The sequence below is a fragment of the Catenuloplanes indicus genome, assembly GCF_030813715.1.
Taxonomy (GTDB): domain Bacteria; phylum Actinomycetota; class Actinomycetes; order Mycobacteriales; family Micromonosporaceae; genus Catenuloplanes; species Catenuloplanes indicus.
Genome location: NZ_JAUSUZ010000001.1, coordinates 917,518 through 936,680 on the forward strand (window position 1 = coordinate 917,518; position 19,163 = coordinate 936,680).

Below are 19,163 nucleotides of genomic sequence, written 5' to 3' on the forward strand. Positions count from 1 at the left end.
GTAGGCGGGCCGGTGCCCCACCCGTTCCGGCCAGCAGAGGACCCGTCATGCCCGACATCAAAGGCCCGGAGAACCGCGAACGGCCGCCCGGCCACGAACTCACCGCGGAGACGGCGCCGCCCACGTACCCGGGACCGGCCGGCGGCCGCCTCTCGCTGATCACCGACATCGGCGTGCTGGTGGCCGGCGTGTGGCTGGCCGTCGCACCGTTCGTCCTGGGCCACGACGGCATCGCGTTCTGGAACACGCTGGTGACCGGCGCCGTGATCGCCGTCCTGGCGCTCGCCCGCCTGGGCTCCCCGCCGCGCACCAGCCGCCTCGGCCTGGTCCAGCTGGCACTCGGTGTCTGGCTGATCGTCTCCCCGTTCCTCCTCGGCTACGACGACGACCTGCCGGCCACCCGGACCAGCTACGCGACCGGCGCGGTCATCGCGGTGCTCGCCCTGGCCAGCGCCGCGTCCGGGGGCCGGGCCCGCAGCGTCACCCGCGACTGACGGACCGCGAACCGGGCCGGCCGGGATCCGGCCGTGCTCGCGCTTGACACCGGCAGAGCCCGTCGCGACCGACCTCGCGGTCGGACCGGACCGCCCCACCGCCTCGTTCCTCTCCGACCAGGGGACGGTCCCGTGGTGAGGTGCGATCAGCGCGCACGCCTCGAGCCGTCACCCGGAGCGCCGGCCACGCCCGCGCCAGGACGGCGTGCCGGCCGCCGGCGCGTGGGTAGTCCCCGTCGCCGCGCCCGGTCCCGGCCGGCGCCGGTGCGCGTTCCGCATCGCTCCGGCGTGGTGGTCTCGGGTCTTGCGGCCACGGATCGTGCAGGGAGGCCGCCCGCGGCCGACCGGTGCCCGCGGGAGCGTGCGGCAGGTGAGACGCCGGAAGCGGGTAAATCGGCATGTGAGGGGTTGCGCGGATCACCCGGCGGGCGTGCCGGGGCGGGCGGGCGTCGGCCGGATTGACGGTGTGCGGGACGGCTGCACTACCCTCCGTCGGATGATCGATCGTACGGGGCGATGGATCGGGCTGGCCGGCGCGATGATGTGCGGGCTGTGGGTCTCGGTCGCGCTGGAACTGGACGCGCTGGCGTTCGAGGGCGGTGGCGGAGTGTCCCTCGACGCGCTGCACATCTACGTGGTGGAGCCGGATCTCTACTCCTCCTGGGCCTACGAGAACGATGGTTCGCTGGCGTTGCTGGCGCTGGCGACCACGGTCACGGCCGGTGTGCGCGCGCCGTGGGCGCGGCTGCTCGGCGGGGCCTGGCTGGCGATCCTCGCGGTCGTGCACGTCGCGGACGGCCTGGGCCAGCGGAGCGATCCGGACGGTTACTCCAGTACGTACGCCGGGCACACCGACGAGGTGGGCACCGTGCTCGTCGTCGCGGGCGCGGTGACCGCGGTGGTGGCGGTGGCGCTGCTGGCCGGGCTGTACCTGGTGCACGACGTGCTGATCGTGCTGCTCTGGGCCGGTGCGGCCGCGATGCACGCGACCGTGGTCCTGGGCGCGACGCCGAACCTGGACCAGGGCGAGTACCTGGACACGCGGTTCACGCCGCTGGTCTGGGTCCCGGCCGGGCTGATGGTCGCGGCGGCCGGGTACGCCACGGCCGCCACGGTCTTCTCGTTCCGGTTGCGCCGTCGCGGCCGGCCGCCGCGCGTCTGGGCGATCGCGGAGCTGTTCCGGGCCGTGTCCGGCCGCTACGGCGGGCGGCCGGCCGGCTTCGAGGCCTTCCCCCGGCTGCGGACCATGCTGCTCGGCGGCGGTGCCGGCATCGTGCTGATCTTCAGCGCGTTCGTGGCCGGGTTCGCCGGCACGCCGGCCGTGGTGACGCCGCCGGCCGGGATACCGTCCGACACGCCGGTGACGGCGCCGTCGCCCACGCCGTCGGTGACCCGATGAGGGCCGGAGATCTGCGCTCGGCGCCGCTGGTGTTCGTGTCGCTCGGGATGACCGGCGCGTACCTGGTGCAGATGATCTACGACGCGGAGCGGATGCGCCACGCGTGGTCGTACACGGACGGCGTGCCGGTCTTCGGCATCCTTTCCGACGTGTGGCCGGCGCACGTGCACACGTCGTTCTGGGCCGCGGTGACCGGCGGGATCGTCGCGGCCGCGCTCACGCTGCCCGCGCTGGTGATCCGGCTCGCGGCCGGGCCGGAACGCGCCCGGCTACCGCTGTTCGTCATCGGCGTGCTCGCCTCCGTGGCGCTGCTCTCGCCGTACCTGGTGCTGGCCGCGGCCACCTACGCCGGCCACGCGTTCTGGCTGCTGCTGTGCGTGCCGACGACCGCGGCCGGGCTGTGGCTGACCGGCCGGGCGCAGCCGGTGCGCCGGATGCCGTGGTGGCTGCTGACCGCCGCGTTCGCCTGGGGTGCCACGGTCGCCTACGGCTTCGGCCACGCCATGAACATCTGGTTCGCCGACTGGCTGCCCGGCACGCTCGCCCCGGACGCGGACGACGCCCGGGACATCCTCGAGGCGCGCTGGCAGGCCGACACGCTGCTGCAGATCCTCGGCGCGGCCGCGGTGGAGCTCGGCAAGGGCGCCGGCGTGGGCGTGCTCCTCCTGCTCGCCCGGCAGCGGATCACCGGCGTGCCGTCCGGGCTCGCGCTCGGCGCGGCGGCCGGCCTCGGCGTCAACCTCGCGCTCACGGTCGCGACCGGTGGCGTGTTCCCGTACTGGACGCACCAGGTCGTCGGGCTGCTGGCCGGCGACACCGCGTTCACGGCGCTGACCGGTGCCGCCTTCGGCGCGACCCGCCAGATCGGCGTGCCGAAACTCCGCCGGATCATCGTCACCTGCGGATTCCTCGCGGCCATCGGCACGCACGCGTTCAGCAACATCATGATCCGCGGGTACGTGACCGGAGCGGCCGACGAGACACTGGTGCGGACGCTGGTGGTGTCCCCGCTGGTGATGCTGGCGACCCAGCTCCCGGCGCTGGCGCTGTGCGGCTGGCTGCTGTGGTCCGGGACCCGCACCGAACGGGGCGGCCTGTCCGCCGCGCTCGCCGCCGAGACCGCGACCGGGCGGGGCGCGGTGCTGGCCGAGGAGGCCGCGGTCCTGCTCTCCCCGGTGCGGCGCTGGTCGGTGTCGGCGGACGTGGCGCGGCGGTCCGGGTGGGCGGGTCTCCGCGCGCTGGGCCGGTTGTTCGCGGCCCAGGACGACCTGGCGGCGGCCGGGTGGGCGGTGCTGCGCGGGGACGCGGGTGCCGCGGAGACCGCCGCGGCCACGGCGCCCGGCGGGCCGGGAGCTGTGGCGCCGGGGATCGCCTCGGCGGCGCCGGGCGTTGCCCCGGGGCAGCCGGGCGCTTCCTCAGCACAGCCGGATGAGCTGGACGTGCTCCGGCGGCAAGTGATGGCGCGGAAGGCTGAGTTCGCCGCGGTGACCGGCTGATCCGGATGGCGGGGGCGGCACACCCCCCACCACCGTCGTCGGCCGGAGCCAGGCCGGGGACGGCTTGACTGCGATGCTCGTCAGCACGCGCGGCGCGATGTTGACGGCGATCATGCTGAGCGAGTGGCGCGCATGTGCGATGTCCGCCGAGCTGGATCGGCGGGCAGGCCGACAGCGGCGGCCGCGAGCAACGCGGCGAGACCGGCTGGCGGTGGCCGGTTCTTTCCTGTGCACTCCCGTTCCCGCAGCGGCGTCTATGGCCGACAGGACTGCGGCGGTGCGGCACCCTGACGGACGCCGTGGCGCGTGCTGGGTCGGCGTGGGAGGCCTGACGGGCTGGTGACCCGCGCGACCGCGGCCTGGCAGACGTTCCTGCACGATCCGCGCCGACGCACCGACGCGATACCGAGCCACCGACCAGCCGCGCCACCGGCCCACCGGCCCACCGGCCCGCCGAGCCGCCGAGCCGGATTTCAGGTTCATTCCATCGATCTCGGTCCGGACCATCCACGCCGTTTCCGCAGCTGAAGGCCAACGACCCCGGGCACCGGCCCCGCATCCGAGATCCGTTCGGCGGATGCCGGGAAATCCGGACCCATCCGCTGCCCGGGGGTCGCCGAATCCCTCACAACGGTCCTGACCCGGACTCAAATCTCTATGAGGGGACATTTCACCATGCGTACGATTCGTATGATCGCTGTCGCCAGTGCGGCCACGATCTGTCTCGGGCTCGCGGCCTGCGGCCAGAGCGACGACGCGGAGACCAGCACCGGCGCGACCGGCACGCCCGCGCCCGCGGCGACCGGGATGGCGAGCAGCGCACCGGCGATGGCGGCGGAGTTCGGGCCCGGGTGTGCGTCCGTGCCGACCGATCCGGCGAACGCGGGCAGCTTCCAGGCGATGGCGCAGGTGCCGGTCGCGACCGCCGCGTCCGGTAACCCGCTGCTGACCACGCTGGTCAGCGCGGTCAAGCAGGCCGGCCTGGTCGACTCGCTGAACAGCGCGCCCGCGCTGACCGTGTTCGCGCCGGTGGACGACGCCTTCGGGAAGATCCCGAAGGCCGACCTGGACAAGGTGCTGGCGGACAAGAAGCAGCTGACCGACATCCTCACCTACCACGTGGTGTCCGGGAAGCTGGCGCCGGCGGACCTCGCGGGCACGCACACGACGCTGCAGGGCGGCGAGCTGACCGTCGCGGGCAGCGGCGAGTCGTTCACGGTCAACGGCAACGCGGCCGTGGTCTGCGGCAACGTGCAGACGGCGAACGCGACGGTGTACATCATCGACACCGTGCTCATGCCGAAGAGCTGACCATGCGGCGGCGTTCAGACCTTCTCAGCGGGCTGATCGCGGCCGGTGCCGGGGTCGCGGCGGGCGAGCTTCTCGCCGCCGCGGCCCGGCCCGGGGCCAGCCCGGTCCTCTCGGTCGGCGCCGCCGTCATCGACGCCACGCCCACGCCGGTGAAGGAGTTCGCGGTCCGCACCGCCGGTACCGCCGACAAGCCCCTGCTGCTGGCCGGCATCGCGGTGCTGACCGCACTGCTCGCGGCCGCGCTCGGCCCGGCGGCGCACCGCCGTCCACTGTGGGGCGTCCTCGGTTTCGCGGCGTTCGGTCTGGCGGGCGCGGCGGCCGCGGTGACCCGGCCCGGCGCCGGACCGGTGGACGTGGCGCCGTCGGTGCTGGCGGGCGCGGCCGCGGCCGCCACGCTGACGGCACTGATCGCGCTGCACACCGGCAACGGCTCACCGGCCGGAGAACCCCGCCTCGACACCGGCGCCGGACCGCGGGCCGGCGAGCACGGCCCGGCGACTCAGGAACCCGGCCTCGCCACCGGCACCGGCCGGCGGGGCGCGGACGGCGCTGCGGCGCCCGTGGAGCCGGGCCGCCGCCGGTTCCTGGCCACCGCGGCGGCGGTGAGCGCGGGAGCCGTGCTGGCGGGTGGCGGCACCACGCTGCTGCGCCGTCGGGCGACCACGTCCGTGGACGAGTCCCGGGCCGCCGTCCGGCTGCCCGCCCCGGCCGAGCCCGCTCCCCCGCTGCCGCCGGGCACGCCACCGGACTTCGTCACCGCGAACGCGGACTTCTACCGCGTCGACACCGCGCTGACCGTGCCCCGGATCGATCCGGCGGAGTGGCGGCTGCGCATCCACGGCATGGTGCGCAACCCGGTCACGCTGGACCTGGGCGAGCTGCTGCGCCGGCGTACCGTGGAACGATTCTTGACCTTGACCTGTGTGTCGAACGAGGTCGGCGGGCCGTACACCGGCACCGCGCGCTGGCTCGGCGTACCGTTGCGGGACCTGCTCGACGAGGCGGGTGTGGACCCGGGCGCGGATCAGCTGGTGGCGCGCGGCGCGGACGGCATGACGATCGGGACGCCGACGCGCGTCGTGCGGGACGGCCGGGACGCGATGCTCGCGGTCGGCATGAACGGCGAGCCGCTGCCGCTCACGCACGGGTTCCCGGTGCGGATGCTCACGCCCGGGCTGTACGGCTACGCCGGTTCCTGCAAGTGGATCACCGAGCTGGAGCTGACCACGTTCGCGGCGTACGACGCGTACTGGGTGGAGCGCGGCTGGGCCGCGGAGGCGCCGGCGAGGACCGCGTCCCGGATCGACCGGCCGGCGCCGTTCACCCGGCTCGAGTCCGGCACCGGCGTGACGATCTCCGGCGTCGCCTGGGCGTTGCACACCGGGATCGCCGGTGTGCAGGTGCAGATCGACGACGGGCCGTGGCAGGCCGCGACCGTGCTGCCACCGCCGTCCGACGACACCTGGGTGCAGTGGCGGCTGCCCTGGACCCCGGCGCCGGGCGGGCACACGCTGCGGGTCCGGGCCACCGACCGGACCGGCGCGGTGCAGACCGACGCGCGCGCCACGCCGTTCCCGAGCGGGGCCACCGGCTGGCACACCATCTCGGTGACCGCGACATGACCCCCACGACCGGCGCGCGAGTGCCATCATGACGGTATGAAGCCGAAGAACGAGCCGCGGCCGGCGACCGAGCGGTGGCGGCGGATGCCCGAGCGGACCCGGCCGGAGGACCTGCGCGCCACCACGCCCGCGAGCCCACCGCCGGCCAACCAGGTGATCAGCGGCGACGAGGCCACCCACGTGCCGCAGGGCTGAGTCAGCGGAGGAACGACTCCAGCACGTCGACGACCAGCGCGTGGTCGTCGGCCTGCGGCAGGCCGGAGACGGTCACCACGCCGACCACGCCGGTGCCGCGGACGTGGATCGGGAACGCACCGCCGTGCGCCGCGTAGCCGGCCGGTTCGACACCCTGGCTCTCGTCGAGCGTGCGGCCCTTCGCGGCGAGGCGACGGCCGACCAGGTAGGAACTGGCCTGGAAGCGCTCGACCACGCGCACCTTCCGGTCGATCCAGCGGTCGTTGTCCGGCGCGGTGCCGGGCAGCGCGGCGTGGAACAGCTGCTGGCCGCCGCGGCGGATGTCGATCGTGACGGAGAGGCCGCGTTCCCGGGCGGTGTCGGCCAGCAGTACGCCGAGCCGCCACGCGTCGTCGTTGTCGAAGCGGTCGAACCGCAGCCGCTCCTCCTGCTCCTCGATGCGGGCGATCAGGTCGGCGTCGCTCATCTGCGTACCCTCCGTGTCCGTTAGGTTTTGATCTTCGCACGAATCGTCGGAATGCCGACGGCCGCTTTGTGATCTTGACCCTTGGGGTGCGTCGTACCGCGTTTGTGACGCCCGGCCGTTGCACACGTTCAGTAAGGTTCCCCGCAACACCGCCACGGGGAACGAGGAGTCACAGATGCACGGTCCACGGCACGACGAGATCGTCAAGTCACTGGTGGAGCTGCTTCTCCCGGCGCTGCCGGAGGGCGGCGACCGGATCGTCGCGACCGGCGAGGCTGACCTCGGTCACTCCACCTCGTCACTGTCGGTGGTGGGCACGGACGGTTCGGTCACGCCGGTCGCGTCGCTGCCGGAGTTCGACCTGACGCTGATCAAGCTGTACGACGACACCGTGGGCGCGGACGCGGAGCCGTGGAACACGTACACGCTCACGGTCGAGAGGGACGGCACGCACACGGTCGCGCTGTCCTACGTGTCGCCGGAGGGCTGACCGCTCAGCTCTCGATCGCCTTCAGGTGGTCGTAGTCGTAGGAGCCCGGCGGCGGCACGACGAGGCAGAACTCGTTGCCCTGCGGGTCGGCCAGCGTCGCGATCTCGTAACCGTTGTCGTCGTGCGGCGCCTGGACCAGCTGCGCGCCGAGCGCGAGGAACCGGCCCAGCTCACCGCGCATGTCGGTGAGCTGGATGTCCAGGTGCATGCGGTTCTTGCCGCGCTTCTCCTCCGGGACTGCCTGGAAGATCATGTCGGGCCAGCGGCCGGCCGGGTCGACGATGCGCTGGTAGGGCGGTTCCCAGGCGCCGATCCGGAACCCCAGCGCCTGGGACCAGAACTCGGCGAGCGGCTGCGGGTCGACGCAGTCGAGAATGTGGACCAGGCGCATGGAGCGGTGGCCTCCCGTCAAACCGGTGGATGAAAGTCTCGCCACAACCTAGTCATCCACGGCCGTCCTGTCAGGACGCGGTCCCCATCCGCGGCACGACGCTGCGAATCGCCACCGGCGTGCCCGGCCCGCCACCGGGCCGCGACCGGTACTCCGCGACGCCGACGCAGGTGAACAACAGCGTGACGAGCGTGTCGTCCGCGCGCAGCAGGCCGGGCACCTCGGAGTCGAGGAACGTCATGCCGGACGCGGTGGCGCCGAGCGCGTACGCGGCCAGGTGCAGCCGCCCTTCCGCGATCCCGGCGGCCAGCTGGGCCTCCCGGTAGCCGCGGTCGTCCAGCGCGGCGCCGTCGACCGCGGCGATCACCACGTAGGCCGCGTCCCCGCCGAGCGCCTGGTCGAGACAGACCCGGGTCAGCTCGTCGCGCAGGTCGCCGGCGTGGACCGGGGTGTCCAGATCCGGCCAGCGGTAGACGCCGGGCGGGACGCCGTCGACGCCGTGCACCGCCACCCAGTGCGGCACGTCGACGCCGCGCAGGGCGGCCGCGAGCGGCCATTCAAGAACATGCGCGGGTACGGTACGGGAGCGGTCCATCCGGCGCTGGGAGCCACGGCGGCGGATCACGTCGTCGAGCGTGTCGCCGCCGTCGGCATGCGGGGCGGGGTGCGCGGTGCCGGCCCGGGTGCGGGGTTGCGGTGCGGGCGCCGTGGGCCGGTGTTCGGGTGCGACGGGCTGGTGCCGTTCCGCCGCGGGTGGCTGTGCGGGCGTGGCCGGTGATGGCGGGCCGGTCGGTGCCGCGACGGGCCAGGGATCGCCGAGCACATCGCAGTCACCGGCCCGCTGGGCCGCGGTGATCAGCGGGAACTCCACCTCGGGCAGCGTGCCCCGCGCGGCCGGGCCGGCGGGCTCGGTGACCGGGACGGCACCGTCCACCGTGAGCAGTGCCAGCGGGAACTCGTGCACGCCGTCCGCGCCGACCAGGTCACGCACCCGGGCGTCCGGGAAGCGGGTGACCAGCCGGGGCGCGTGCCCGGCACTGACCGCCGCGGCCTCGAGCTGCGCCAGCAGCGTGCCCGCGTCCCAGTACAGGTGCCGGAAACCGCGCTCGGCGTACCGCCAGCCGGTCCGCCACGGCACACCGGTGACCACGAGCGTGGTGGCGCCTCCGGTCGCCGGGCCGACCCGGACCAGCGCGTGCGCGACCGGGTCGTACCAGTGCACGCCGTCCCGGACACCACCGACGCCGGTGGTGACCGCGTAGACCTCCAGCGGGAACCGGGCTCCGGCCGACCCGGACGCGCGGAACAGCCACGACCGGCCGTTCCGCTCGGTGGTGCGGACCACGCCGGCGCCGAGGAACAGGATCCGGCCGAGGCCGGCCGCGTCCAGCGGCGCGGCCGGACCGGCGTGACCGGACAGCACGGCGGTGGCCGCGACCCGGGGCACCGGCAGGTCGCGCGGGAGTGCGGTGCGCTCGAGACCCGGCGGGTACGCCTTGGCCGGCGGCGGGAACGTGTCCGGATCGTTCGGCGTGAGATCGTGCCGGACGCGCGGGTCGTCCGCGGGGACGTCCCACTCGCGACCCGGCCGGTACGACGTCAGCCGGTGCAGCAGGCCGGCGCCCAGGTCAGGATTCACGCGCCCATCCTGACAGACACGTTGCACGACCGGTGAACGGTTTTCCGGCGGCCGGCGGCACACTTGGCAGGACGCGGATCCCCGGCACGTGGCCCGGTCCCGGTGCGGGCCGGACGCGCGGGCGGGTTACCGGCGCTCACGCCGCTCACCGGCGTGCGGTCCGGGTTACCGGGGCCCGGGCCGGGTAACTCACCCGGACGCGGCACGACTCGCCGGGAACCGGCCCGGTTCCCGGCGAACGGCGACAGGAGGCGTGACCGGTGCTGACCGAGGTGTGGCCGTTCGTCATCCGGGCCCGCGCGGCGGGCCGGCCGGTCGTGCTGGCCCGGGCGTGGCCCGAGGAGTGGCTGGCCGCGCACCCGCCGTCGGATGCCGACGCGGTCGTCGCGATCACTCACGACCCGCGTATCGACGACCGCGCGCTGCGCGCCGCCCTGCCCGGCCCGGCCGGTTACGTCGGCGCGCTCGGCAGCCGCGCCACGCACGCCCAGCGTCTCGGCCGGCTGTCCGGCATCCCCGGCCTCGGCCGTCTGCGCGGCCCGGCCGGGCTCGACCTCGGCGCCACCTCGATCGCGGAGACCGCGCTGTCCGTCCTCGCCGAGATCGTCGCGGCCGCGCACGACCGCACCGGCGGCCCGCTGGCCACGTCCACCAGCCCCATCCAGGGCGTACGGTCGCCGGTGCCCGCCACCACCCCGCCGGCCGAGCCGGTCCCGATGACCTGCGCGCGCTGAGCCGGTACCACCGTGGTATAAAAATGACGGTATAGAAATACCGTACGCAGAGGGAGATTGCCGTGATCGAGTTGAAGTCCGCCGCGGAGATCGAGCGGATGGCGGTGACCGGCCGGTTCGTCGGTGAGCTGCTGGCCGAGCTGAAGACGGTCGCGGCGGTCGGCGTCAACCTGATGGACGTCGAGCGGCACGCCCGCCGGCGGATCAAGGAGCGCGGCGCGGAGTCGTGCTACTGGGACTACGCGCCGTCGTTCGGGCGCGGCCCGTTCCGGAACGTGCTGTGCCTGTCGGTGAACGACGCGGTGCTGCACGGGCTGCCGCACGACTACGTGCTGGCCGACGGCGATCTGCTCAGCATCGACATGGCGGTCGGCATCGACGGCTGGGTGGCGGACTCGGCGCTGTCGTTCGTGGTCGGCACGCCCGCCCCGGCCGACCTGAAGCTGATCGAGGCGACCGAGGTCGCGCTGGACGCCGCGATCGCGGCCGCGCAGCCCGGCGGCAAGCTCGGCGACATCTCGGCCGCGATCGGCGAGGTCGCGCACTCGTACGGATACCGGGTCAACTCCGAGTTCGGCGGCCACGGCATCGGGCGCACCATGCACGAGGACCCGCACGTGTCGAACACCGGCCGCGCCGGCCGCGGCATGAAGCTCACGCCGGGCCTCACGCTCGCGCTCGAGCCCTGGCTGTGCGCGACCACCGACAAGATCACCTACGACGCGGACGGCTGGACCATCCGCTCCGCCGACGGCTCCCGCACCGCCCACTCCGAGCACACCGTCGCCATCACCCCGGACGGCCCCCAGGTCCTCACGCTCCGCCCCGCCACGGCCCCGGCCGCCTGAGACCGCCCCGGCCACGCCGGGAACCGGTGGCTAGACCGTACGGAGGGCGAGGTCGTAGATGGTGCGGACCCGGGCGGCGTAGCGGCGGGCGTTGGGGATGCGGAGACGGCGGACGTAGCGTTCGAGTTCGTCGGGGCGGTCGGCCAGCAGATGGAACTCGACGATGTGACCGACCAGGAACGCCGGTGAGAGATCGTCCGTGACCAGCCGCGAGTCCCCCTCGTGGTCGCGCAGGTAGGCGACCAGTTTCAGCTGCACGTAGCGGGCCAGTTCCGCGCCGTGGGTGGTGACGACGCCGGCGAGCTCGCGCACGCCGACGCCGGCCGCGTCCAGGTCCTGCCTGAGGAGTTCGCCGAGGACCGCCGGCTCCGGGCCGCTGTGCAGCGGCAGGCCGCAGCGGGACAGCACGTCGTGCAGCACGGCCTGATAAGAGTCGGAGGCGACGAACTCGTCGAGACTGACGCTCATCTGATCATTTTGCCGCCTCAGCGGTCCGGGATCGGGTGAATCGCCAACTCCTCGGCGGTCGCGCCACCACCGGCCGCGCCCGCGTCGTACGCCACCGAATCGGCCTCCCGGTCCTCCTCGAGCCCTTCGTCCGGTGCGACGAGCCGGCCGACCGGGCGGTCGCCGATGCCGGTGTCGTACATCGAGACCGGCGAGTCCAGGTTCGGGTCGACCGGACCGCCGTCGTCGAGCGGCGTGTCGCGGTCGATGGCGTCCACCTCGGTACCGGCCGCGTCCGGGTCGAACGACTCCGCGGACGTCGGCGACGGGCGGGTGTCGGCCCGGGTCGCGGCCTCGTCCAGGGCCGGGTCGCGCACCTCACGGCCGATCTTCAGGTCGAGCGACTCGCCCTGCCGGGCCTCCTCCGGCGTGGTACCGAACGCGTCGACGGCCAGCGGCCGGTCGTCGCGGTCGAGCGGCAGCGCGGCCGGGTCGGGACCGTCCGCGATGCGGCCGCTGGCCACGTCGTCCCGGGCGGTGGAGTCGTCGTCGGCGGTATCGGGCAGACCCTCGGTCTCCGGGTCGGAGACCGGCTGCGGATAGGTGTTGTCGGACATGTCTGCGGTCTACCCAGACTGCCGGATTCCACACGCGTGTTTGCGCACGGTGACGACGGGTACGCCGACCGGGCGAAGCACGGCACGCAACGACGGAGGGATGCCGCATGACGAACGCGGAACAGAAGCCGGACGGGGTCTGGCGGGACGAGGAGCGGCTGCCGCTGTCCGAGCTGGCCGCCGCGGTCGCGACGTCACCGGCGGACGGTCAGACCGACGACCCGACCGGCAACGACGCGGGCATCGAGGACGTGGACCGGCGCCGGGAGGACACCGACCGCGCGCTGCGGACCGACTTCACCGGCCCGACCGGCCCGAACTGAACCAGGCCGGCCCGAACGAGACGCTGCCCCGGCCCTGGCACAGTCGATGTGTCAGGGCCGTCCGACAACCTGGAGCGCTCCCCGTGTTCTTCATCTTCGGTTTCCGCACCAAGGCCGAGTCGCTCGGCTGGGTGCCGGAGACCTGCCGCGTCTGCGGTCAGTCCGGCAGTCTGCTGCTGATCCGCGAGGTCACCAAGTTCAGCCTGTTCTTCATCCCGCTGATCCCGGTGCGCACGAAATACGTGGTGCGCTGCCAGAACGCGTTCTGCCACGCGGAGACGCGGATCGGCCGGGACGAGGCCCGCCGCCTCCAGGCCGCGGTCCGCTGAGCGAGCGGTGCCGCGGCGCGACGTCACGCGCCGCGGCACCACCGGTTCAGGCCGCCTGCGCCAGGCAGACGGTGAACAGCCCGTCGTCGTCGGTCCAGCGCTGCCGCAGCCGGAACCCGGCCGCCGCCAGCTCGTCGCGCAGCCGCTCCGGCCGGAACTTCGCGGAGACCTCGGTGCGCAGCAGCTCCCCGCGGGCGAAGTCGACCTCCAGATCGAGACCCCGCACCGGTACGCGCATGGGCTCCCGCGCCCGCAGCCGCATCTCGATCCACTCGTTGCCGTCGTCCCAGACCGCGACGTGGTCGAAGCGCTGCGGCTCGAAATCGGCGTCGAGGTGGTGGTTGATCACCCGCAGCACGTTGCGGTTGAAGTCCGCGGTGACGCCGGCCGCGTCGTCGTAGGCGGGCAGCAGCGTCCGCACGTCCTTGACCAGGTCCGCGCCGAGCAGCAGCCACTCCCCCGGGTCCAGTACGCCGCGCACGTCGCCGAGGAAGCCCGCGCGCTCCGCGGGCAGCAGGTTGCCGATCGTGCCGCCGAGGAACGCGACCATCCGGCTGCCGCCGTCCGGCAGGTGGTGCAGGTGCCGGGTGTAGTCGCCGACGATGCCGCGCACGGACAGCGCCGGGTAGGCCGCGTCCAGCCGGGCGACCGCGTCGGCGAGCGCGGCCGCGGACACGTCCAGCGGCACGAACGCGCCGAGCGTGCCGTGCGTGAGCAGCGCGTCGAGCAGCAGCCGGGTCTTCTCCGACGACCCGGAGCCGAGCTCGACCAGCGTCTTCGCCTCGGTGATCCGGGCGATCTCGGCGGACCGGGCGGCCAGGATCGCGCGCTCGGCGCGCGTCGGGTAGTACTCCGGCAGCCGGGTGATCTCGTCGAACAGCTCGCTGCCGCGCGCGTCGTAGAACCACTTCGGCGGCAGCCACTTCGGGGTGGCGGTCAGGCCGGTCCGGACGTCGGCGCGTAACGCGGCGGCGAGGTCCCGCTCGTCGAGGTGGACTTCCAGGTTCACGGTGCCTCCAGCGGCGTCAGGTCCAGGGTGGATCGGGTCGCTACCAGCAGATGGCGTGGCGGCATCTCCGCCCAGCCGGGTGTGTCGTCCAGCGGTTCTGAGCTGACGGTCAGCGAGCCGGGGCCGTCCAGGTAGGACAGCGCGTGCCCCCAGGTGGTCGCGGCGACGCGGGTGCCGTCGGTCAGCAGCAGGTTGAGCCGGGAGTCAGGGGCGGCGGCGTGCACGGCGCGGAGCGTCCCGGCGAGCGCGCCGCCCGGTTCCGCACCGGCCCGCAGGCGGTCCCGGACCAGCGCCCAGAGCAGCGCGGAGTCGGTCGGCGCGTCCAGCGTGAGCAGGTCGCGCACCGGCAGCCGCTCGGCGAGCTTCGCCACCGAGTCCGGCCAGCCGGCCACCTTCCCGTTGTGACTGAACAGCCAGCGGCCCTCGGCGAACGGCGCGGCCGCCCCCTCGGTCACCGGCATGCCGGCGGTCGCGGACCGCACGGCCGCGAGCACCGCGCCGGACGCCGTCGCCGCGGCCAGCGCCATCAGCGACGGGTCCGACCAGATCGGCGTTGCGCGCCGGTAGCGCACCGGTTCGCCGCCGGAGCCGGGGTACCAGCCGACGCCGAATCCGTCCACATTGATCGTGCCGCCGCCGCGCATGTCGCGTGGCGCCCACGCCTGACGGCACAACGCGTGCGGCGCATCGAAGAGCAGACCGTCCAGGGGTACGGGTTCCCCGAGGTACGCCAGGTGGCGGCACATCAGGCGAGTTCCTCCGGGCGGGCGTCGCGCGCGCACCGGAAGCCGCTGAAGATCTGCCGCCGGATCGGGTAGTCCCAGTTGCGGAACGTGCCCCGGCAGGCGGCCGCGTCCGTGCCGAACGACCCGCCGCGCAGCACCTTGTAGTCCGGCCCGAAGAACACCTCCGAGTACTCCCGGTAGGGGAACGCGCGGAACCCGGGGTAGCCGTGGAAGTCCGAGGAGGTCCACTCCCACACGTCGCCGATCAGCTGGTGCACGCCGAGCGGCGACGCGCCGTCCGGGTACGCGCCGACCGGTGCCGGGCTGAGGTGCCGCTGGCCGAGGTTGGCGTGCCGGGACTCCGGCGGGTCGTCGCCCCACGGGAAACGGCGGGACCGGCCGGTCGCCGGGTCGAACCGGGCCGCCTTCTCCCACTCCGCCTCGGTCGGCAGCCGTCTGCCGGCCCAGCGGGCGTAGGCGCGCGCCTCGTACCAGCAGACGTGCACGACCGGCTCGTCCGGCACGATCCGCTCGGTGCGGCCGAAGCGGGTGTACGTCTCGCCGTCCGTGTTCCAGTGCGCGGGCCCGGTCAGCCCGGCCGCGATCCGGTGCGCCCAGCCGTCCACGCCCCACCAGCGCTCGTCGTCGTACCCGCCGGCCCGGATGAACTCTCGATAGCGCGCGTTGGTGACCGGCGCGGCGTCGATGACGAACGCGGGCACGTCGACAGCGTGCGCCGGGCGCTCGTTGTCCAGCGCCCACGGCTCCACGTCCGTACCCATGGTGAACGGTCCACCGGGTATCAGCACTTCGTCCTTGATCTTCACGGACCCGGCCGGGGGCGCCCCGGCAGCCAGGACCGGCGCACCGGCCCGCAGCTGGTGGGTGGCGAGCATGGTCTCGTCGTGCTGCTGCTCGTGCTGGACGATCATCCCGAACGCGAAGCCGTCCGCCACCAGCGGCCGGCCGTCCATCCGTACCGTGTCCAGGATGTCCAGGACCTTGGCCCGGACCTGCCGGACATAGGCGCGGGCCTCGGCCGGGTTGAGCAGCGGCAGCGCGGGACGGTCCCGGCGCGGATACTTGAACGCGTCGTAGAGCTCGTCGATGTCCCGGCGGACCGGTTCGCGACCGCCGACGTCGCGGACCAGCCACAGCTCCTCCTGGTTGCCTACGTGCGCCAGGTCCCAGACCAGCGGCGACATCAGCGGCGAGTGCTGGCGGATCAGGTCGTCGTCGTCCACGGCCTCGATCAGCGTCTCGGTGCGGGCGCGGGCGCGCTCCAGTTCCGCGGCGACGCTCAGTCGAAGGTCAGTCATGGGTCTGCGGCTCCTTGCGGGATCGAGCGGCCAGCCGCCGCCCGGCGATGTCGGCGACCCGGTCGCGCAGCCGCGCGGGCAGGCCGATGCGGTCGAGGTTGCGGCAGGCCAGGTCCAGCAGGCCGGCCGCGGCGGCGCCGACCGCGGGACACGTGAGCCCGTCCCGGGCCGCCTCCCGCCAGCGGTCGGCGGCCGGGGCGGCCAGGTCGCGGGCCCGGTCGAGCACGGCGTCGTCGAGCAGCGCGGCCAGGATCGCGGCCGGCGCGATCCACTCGTCGCCGGGCTGCGCGTCCAGATAGCGGATCTCCAGGTAGCCGCGCGGGCGTACCGGTGGGAAGAGCGTGCCGAGGTGGTACTCCAGGTCCTCGACCGTGGGCGGGCGGGGCAGCCGGCCGCGGATCCAGCCGGCGAACGTGAGGCCCGGTGGCGCGTCCCAGTCGCCGCCGTCGCGGCGCAGGCAGAGCAGTGGTGCGTCCAGCGCGTACCGGGCCCAGGTCTGTGCCGGGTCGGCGCCGGTGCCGACCGGGCGGGTGAGGCCGGGTTCCATGCCGTACCAGACCGCCATCCGCCCGCACGCCCAGCCGGTGTCCCGGCCGGCCCGGAACCGGGAGGTGGCGAACGCGGCCAGCAGCGGCGGCCCGAACTCGTGCACCGCGGCCCAGCGCCGGGCCACGTCGGCCGGCCGGCCCGCGTCCAGGCAGACCTGGAGGCCGGCGGTGCTGCACATCATGATCCGCCCGTGGTGGCCGCGCCGGTCGAACCGACGCTGCATCGCGCCGTACCGTGGCGTGTGCAGCAGGCGGCGAGGTGGGCGGTGGGGATCGAGGCCGGTGCCGCCGAGCGCGAGACCGGCGCGGGCGAGGCGGTCGCCGAGGGCCGCGCGTCCCGCTTCGACCGCGGTGTACAGCGCGGCCGGCGAGCCGGCCGGGGCGGAGGAGAGCTCGACCTGACCGCCCGGTTCGACCGTGACGGTGCCGCCGCCCGGAAGCGTCCGGGGTGCGGGGTTGCCGAGCGTGCCGGGCGCGTACGGCCCGAGCGCGTGCCGCAGATCCTCGATGGTGAGCGGCGACGACGGTGCCGCCGCGTGGTGCACCGTCCATTCGAGTTCGACGCCGATCCGCCGTGGTGGCCCGGTCTTGAAGCAGATGCCGCTGACGTGTTCCGCGGCATCGGAGATCGCGGATAGTTCCAGCATGATCCCGACGATACCCATGACTTTCGGTGCACACACCACCACGCGGCGAAGTGAATCGATGTTGAACGCGTCACGTCAGCAGCGGGCGCCAGCGGTCCGCCGACGCCATGCTGTCCGTCATCACCCGCTCCAGAAAGGTGCCCACTTTGGACAGCCGGTCGCGCACCGGGCTGCCGGGGCTCAGCTCCGCCGCCGCGGCCGTCGCCGCCCGCGCCGCGTCGATCGTCTGCAGCGCGCTGATCACCACGGAGCGGTACCAGGCGTCGTCGTCGACCACGTAGACGTCGCGCCGGCGCTGCGGGTCGTGCTCGCGCCGGACGTAACCGCTGTCGATCAGGAAGTTGACCGAGGCGGAGACGGACGCCGGGCTGACGCCGAGGCGGCCGGCCAGCTCCGCCGCGGTGCGCCGACCACCCTCGGCCATCAGCAGGTCGACGTGCACCCGCGCGGTGATCCGCGGCAGGCCGGACCGGACCGCCATCTCGACGATCGCCTGCACCGCCGCGCCGCCGGGCGCGGTGGCCGGCGGCGGCACCGGCGTGCCGCGCCGCGTCCGCCGGGCCGTCGCCCGCTGCGCCCACTGTGGACGGTAGCGGGCGGGGCCGCCGTTGCGGGCCACCTCGCGGCTGATCGTCGACGTCGGGCGCCCGAGCCGCCGGGCGATCTCGGCGTAGCTGAGCCGGCCCTCGAGACCGGCCGCGATGCTCCGGCGCTCCTGCGCGGTCAACCGTCCCCCTGGCATGCCACCAGTGTTGCCTTCGACGCCATACATTGCAACGAGACATTGCGTTCGGCGACAGCGTCATTGCACCGATTTATTGCCTCTGAACTGCGATTTTGCCTCCATCGACATTGACCTGACGTCGGCGGCCGCCATAGCGTTTTGCCATCTGCGAACGCGTACTATCGCGACTGGGGGATCGTCATGAGCGGATCCGTGCACACCGTCACCGGGACGCCGAAGGAGCGCCGGCCCGGCCGTCCCTTCGACCCGCCGGCCGAGTTCACCGAGGCACGCCGGCACGGGCCGATCAGCCGGTTCACGCACGACTACGGCAAGCCCGGCTGGCTGGTCACCGGCTTCGACCTGGTCCGGTCGGTGCTGGCCGACCCGCGGTTCAGCGCGCGGAAGGACCTGATCAACGTCGGCGACTTCACCATTCCACCGGCGCCGCCCGGCGAGTTCCTGATGACCGACGAGCCGGAGCACGGGCGCTACCGCAAACGGCTGCAGGGCCGGTTCACGGTACGCCGCATGCGGCTGCTGGCCGAACGGATCGAGGAGGTCACCACGGCCTGCCTGGACGAGATGGAGCGGACCGGGCCCCCGGCCGATGTGGTGACCGCGTTCGCGAAGCCGATCCCGGCGATCGTGATCTGCGAGCTGCTCGGCGTGCCGTACACGGACCGCGGCCGGTTCCAGGAGCAGGTGGACGCGTTCATGGGCGGCGAGACCACCGAGGAGGAACTGGTCGCGGCGTACACCGCGACCCAGCACTACCTGGACGAGCTGGTCGCCGCGAAGCGCGCGCACCCGACCGACGACATCCTCAGCGAACTGACCACCGGCGACCTGACCGACGAGGAGCTGCGCGGGATCAGCCTGCTGCTGCTCGCGGCCGGGCTGGACACCACCACGAACATGTTGTCGCTGGGCACGTACGCGCTGCTGGAGAACCCGGCGCAGCTCGCCGCGATGCGCGCCGCCCCGGACCGCGGCGTCGAGGAACTGCTGCGCTACCTGACCGTGGCGAAGACGTTCTGGCGGACCGCGCTGGAGGACGTCGAGCTGGGCGGCCAGCTCGTCGAGGCCGGCACCACGGTCGTGCTGTCGTACCACACGGCCGACCACGACCCGGAGCGCTTCACCGACCCGCACACGCTCGACGTGGGCCGGCAGCAGGGCGGGCACCTCGCGTTCGGCCACGGCATCCACCAGTGCCTGGGCCAGCAGCTGGCCCGGGTGGAGATGCGGGTCGCGTTCACCGCGCTGTTCGGCCGCTTCCCCACGCTGCGCCTGGCCGGCCCGGTCACGCTACGCCCGGAGACCGCGGACGTCTACGGCGTGAAGAGCCTGCCGGTCACCTGGACCCCGTGACGGGGACCTTCGGCCC

Annotated in this window: 22 protein-coding genes; 12 read left to right on the forward strand and 10 right to left on the reverse strand. The window is 73.9% G+C overall.

Going from position 1 to position 19,163, the window contains the following annotated elements; genetic code table 11:
* Positions 1-47 precede the first annotated feature (47 nt).
* The 6 genes from J2S42_RS04335 to J2S42_RS04360 all read left to right on the forward strand — a co-directional run bounded on the left by J2S42_RS04335 (position 48) and on the right by J2S42_RS04360 (position 6,517).
* Positions 48-494, forward strand: coding sequence for an SPW repeat protein (locus J2S42_RS04335; RefSeq protein ID WP_307235436.1), 447 nt, complete (start codon positions 48-50; stop codon positions 492-494).
* Between the two features lie 496 nt (positions 495-990).
* Positions 991-1,893 (forward strand): hypothetical protein, encoded by a 903-nt coding sequence (locus J2S42_RS04340; protein WP_307235438.1) that lies wholly within the window; start codon positions 991-993, stop codon positions 1,891-1,893.
* Positions 1,890-3,389 (forward strand): PrsW family glutamic-type intramembrane protease, encoded by a 1,500-nt coding sequence (locus J2S42_RS04345; RefSeq protein WP_307235440.1) that lies wholly within the window; start codon positions 1,890-1,892, stop codon positions 3,387-3,389. The genes J2S42_RS04340 and J2S42_RS04345 overlap by 4 nt, the downstream gene beginning before the upstream one ends.
* A 675-nt stretch (positions 3,390-4,064) precedes the next feature.
* Positions 4,065-4,700: a fasciclin domain-containing protein gene (locus tag J2S42_RS04350; RefSeq protein WP_307235442.1), complete on the forward strand. Its 636-nt coding sequence runs from the start codon at positions 4,065-4,067 to the stop codon at positions 4,698-4,700.
* Positions 4,701-4,702: 2 nt separating this feature from the next.
* A complete protein-coding gene (locus J2S42_RS04355) occupies positions 4,703-6,322 on the forward strand; it encodes a molybdopterin-dependent oxidoreductase (RefSeq protein ID WP_307235444.1) in 1,620 nt (539 codons plus the stop codon).
* Positions 6,323-6,358: 36 nt separating this feature from the next.
* Complete coding sequence (locus tag J2S42_RS04360; RefSeq protein ID WP_307235446.1) at positions 6,359-6,517, forward strand: hypothetical protein; 159 nt, start codon at positions 6,359-6,361, stop codon at positions 6,515-6,517.
* A 1-nt stretch (position 6,518) separates the two neighbouring features.
* On the opposite strand, the gene J2S42_RS04365 is transcribed toward J2S42_RS04360, so the two are convergent.
* Positions 6,519-6,983: a heme-degrading domain-containing protein gene (locus tag J2S42_RS04365; RefSeq protein ID WP_307235448.1), complete on the reverse strand. Its 465-nt coding sequence runs from the start codon at positions 6,981-6,983 to the stop codon at positions 6,519-6,521.
* 175 nt (positions 6,984-7,158) lie between these two features.
* Between J2S42_RS04365 and J2S42_RS04370 the strand changes: the two genes are divergently transcribed.
* The gene (locus J2S42_RS04370; RefSeq protein WP_307235450.1) at positions 7,159-7,473 is read left to right on the forward strand and encodes a hypothetical protein; all 315 of its coding nucleotides are present in this window, start codon (positions 7,159-7,161) and stop codon (positions 7,471-7,473) included.
* A gap of 4 nt (positions 7,474-7,477) precedes the next feature.
* Here J2S42_RS04370 and J2S42_RS04375 read toward each other — a convergent pair whose 3' ends face one another.
* The gene (locus tag J2S42_RS04375) at positions 7,478-7,864 is read right to left on the reverse strand and encodes a VOC family protein (RefSeq protein WP_307235452.1); all 387 of its coding nucleotides are present in this window, start codon (positions 7,862-7,864) and stop codon (positions 7,478-7,480) included.
* A 70-nt stretch (positions 7,865-7,934) separates the two neighbouring features.
* Positions 7,935-9,503 (reverse strand): nitroreductase family protein, encoded by a 1,569-nt coding sequence (locus J2S42_RS04380; protein WP_307235454.1) that lies wholly within the window; start codon positions 9,501-9,503, stop codon positions 7,935-7,937.
* 260 nt (positions 9,504-9,763) lie between these two features.
* Here J2S42_RS04380 and J2S42_RS04385 point away from each other — a divergent pair, with 260 nt between their 5' ends.
* Entirely contained in the window at positions 9,764-10,237 is a 474-nt protein-coding gene (locus J2S42_RS04385; protein WP_307235456.1) for an XdhC family protein, read from the forward strand.
* A 62-nt stretch (positions 10,238-10,299) separates the two neighbouring features.
* Positions 10,300-11,085 (forward strand): type I methionyl aminopeptidase, encoded by a 786-nt coding sequence (map, locus tag J2S42_RS04390; RefSeq protein ID WP_307235457.1) that lies wholly within the window; start codon positions 10,300-10,302, stop codon positions 11,083-11,085.
* A gap of 30 nt (positions 11,086-11,115) precedes the next feature.
* Here map and J2S42_RS04395 read toward each other — a convergent pair whose 3' ends face one another.
* Both J2S42_RS04395 and J2S42_RS04400 read right to left on the reverse strand, forming a co-directional pair.
* Complete coding sequence (locus tag J2S42_RS04395) at positions 11,116-11,553, reverse strand: hypothetical protein (protein WP_307235459.1); 438 nt, start codon at positions 11,551-11,553, stop codon at positions 11,116-11,118.
* Positions 11,554-11,570: 17 nt separating this feature from the next.
* A complete protein-coding gene (locus J2S42_RS04400; RefSeq protein ID WP_307235460.1) occupies positions 11,571-12,149 on the reverse strand; it encodes a DUF5709 domain-containing protein in 579 nt (192 codons plus the stop codon).
* A gap of 107 nt (positions 12,150-12,256) precedes the next feature.
* On the opposite strand from J2S42_RS04400, the gene J2S42_RS04405 reads away from it, so the two are divergent.
* Entirely contained in the window at positions 12,257-12,472 is a 216-nt protein-coding gene (locus tag J2S42_RS04405; RefSeq protein WP_307235462.1) for a hypothetical protein, read from the forward strand.
* An 83-nt stretch (positions 12,473-12,555) separates the two neighbouring features.
* Positions 12,556-12,801, forward strand: a complete 246-nt coding sequence (locus J2S42_RS04410) for a zinc ribbon domain-containing protein (protein WP_307235464.1) — start codon at positions 12,556-12,558, stop codon at positions 12,799-12,801.
* Positions 12,802-12,847: 46 nt separating this feature from the next.
* Here the strand turns inward: J2S42_RS04410 and egtD are convergent, their stop codons facing one another.
* From egtD to J2S42_RS04435, 5 genes are all read right to left on the reverse strand, one after another.
* A complete protein-coding gene (egtD, locus tag J2S42_RS04415; RefSeq protein WP_307235466.1) occupies positions 12,848-13,810 on the reverse strand; it encodes an L-histidine N(alpha)-methyltransferase in 963 nt (320 codons plus the stop codon).
* Complete coding sequence (gene egtC, locus J2S42_RS04420) at positions 13,807-14,556, reverse strand: ergothioneine biosynthesis protein EgtC (protein WP_307235467.1); 750 nt, start codon at positions 14,554-14,556, stop codon at positions 13,807-13,809. Before egtC ends, egtD begins: the two co-directional genes overlap by 4 nt.
* Positions 14,556-15,854, reverse strand: a complete 1,299-nt coding sequence (gene egtB, locus J2S42_RS04425; RefSeq protein WP_307235468.1) for an ergothioneine biosynthesis protein EgtB — start codon at positions 15,852-15,854, stop codon at positions 14,556-14,558. Before egtB ends, egtC begins: the two co-directional genes overlap by 1 nt.
* On the reverse strand, positions 15,847-17,049 hold the full coding sequence (egtA, locus tag J2S42_RS04430; RefSeq protein ID WP_307235470.1) for an ergothioneine biosynthesis glutamate--cysteine ligase EgtA: 1,203 nt from the start codon (positions 17,047-17,049) through the stop codon (positions 15,847-15,849). Before egtA ends, egtB begins: the two co-directional genes overlap by 8 nt.
* Before the next feature lie 70 nt (positions 17,050-17,119).
* On the reverse strand, positions 17,120-17,791 hold the full coding sequence (locus J2S42_RS04435; protein ID WP_307235472.1) for a GbsR/MarR family transcriptional regulator: 672 nt from the start codon (positions 17,789-17,791) through the stop codon (positions 17,120-17,122).
* Between the two features lie 183 nt (positions 17,792-17,974).
* Here J2S42_RS04435 and J2S42_RS04440 point away from each other — a divergent pair, with 183 nt between their 5' ends.
* The gene (locus J2S42_RS04440) at positions 17,975-19,147 is read left to right on the forward strand and encodes a cytochrome P450 (protein ID WP_307235473.1); all 1,173 of its coding nucleotides are present in this window, start codon (positions 17,975-17,977) and stop codon (positions 19,145-19,147) included.
* Positions 19,148-19,163 lie beyond the last annotated feature (16 nt).

Excerpts from the sequence above, each read along its gene's own strand:
- egtB (WP_307235468.1), bottom strand. The coding sequence starts at position 15,854 with ATGACTGACCTTCGACTGAGCGTCGCCGCGGAACTGGAGCGCGCCCGC.
- egtC (WP_307235467.1), bottom strand. The coding sequence starts at position 14,556 with ATGTGCCGCCACCTGGCGTACCTCGGGGAACCCGTACCCCTGGACGGT.
- J2S42_RS04395 (WP_307235459.1), bottom strand. The coding sequence starts at position 11,553 with ATGAGCGTCAGTCTCGACGAGTTCGTCGCCTCCGACTCTTATCAGGCC.
- J2S42_RS04365 (WP_307235448.1), bottom strand. The coding sequence starts at position 6,983 with ATGAGCGACGCCGACCTGATCGCCCGCATCGAGGAGCAGGAGGAGCGG.
- J2S42_RS04355 (WP_307235444.1), top strand. The coding sequence starts at position 4,703 with ATGCGGCGGCGTTCAGACCTTCTCAGCGGGCTGATCGCGGCCGGTGCC.
- J2S42_RS04370 (WP_307235450.1), top strand. The coding sequence starts at position 7,159 with ATGCACGGTCCACGGCACGACGAGATCGTCAAGTCACTGGTGGAGCTG.
- J2S42_RS04440 (WP_307235473.1), top strand. The coding sequence starts at position 17,975 with ATGAGCGGATCCGTGCACACCGTCACCGGGACGCCGAAGGAGCGCCGG.
- J2S42_RS04405 (WP_307235462.1), top strand. The coding sequence starts at position 12,257 with ATGACGAACGCGGAACAGAAGCCGGACGGGGTCTGGCGGGACGAGGAG.
- J2S42_RS04435 (WP_307235472.1), bottom strand. The coding sequence starts at position 17,791 with ATGCCAGGGGGACGGTTGACCGCGCAGGAGCGCCGGAGCATCGCGGCC.
- J2S42_RS04340 (WP_307235438.1), top strand. The coding sequence starts at position 991 with ATGATCGATCGTACGGGGCGATGGATCGGGCTGGCCGGCGCGATGATG.
- egtA (WP_307235470.1), bottom strand. The coding sequence starts at position 17,049 with ATGCTGGAACTATCCGCGATCTCCGATGCCGCGGAACACGTCAGCGGC.
- J2S42_RS04335 (WP_307235436.1), top strand. The coding sequence starts at position 48 with ATGCCCGACATCAAAGGCCCGGAGAACCGCGAACGGCCGCCCGGCCAC.
- J2S42_RS04350 (WP_307235442.1), top strand. The coding sequence starts at position 4,065 with ATGCGTACGATTCGTATGATCGCTGTCGCCAGTGCGGCCACGATCTGT.
- J2S42_RS04375 (WP_307235452.1), bottom strand. The coding sequence starts at position 7,864 with ATGCGCCTGGTCCACATTCTCGACTGCGTCGACCCGCAGCCGCTCGCC.
- J2S42_RS04400 (WP_307235460.1), bottom strand. The coding sequence starts at position 12,149 with ATGTCCGACAACACCTATCCGCAGCCGGTCTCCGACCCGGAGACCGAG.
- J2S42_RS04360 (WP_307235446.1), top strand. The coding sequence starts at position 6,359 with ATGAAGCCGAAGAACGAGCCGCGGCCGGCGACCGAGCGGTGGCGGCGG.
- J2S42_RS04345 (WP_307235440.1), top strand. The coding sequence starts at position 1,890 with ATGAGGGCCGGAGATCTGCGCTCGGCGCCGCTGGTGTTCGTGTCGCTC.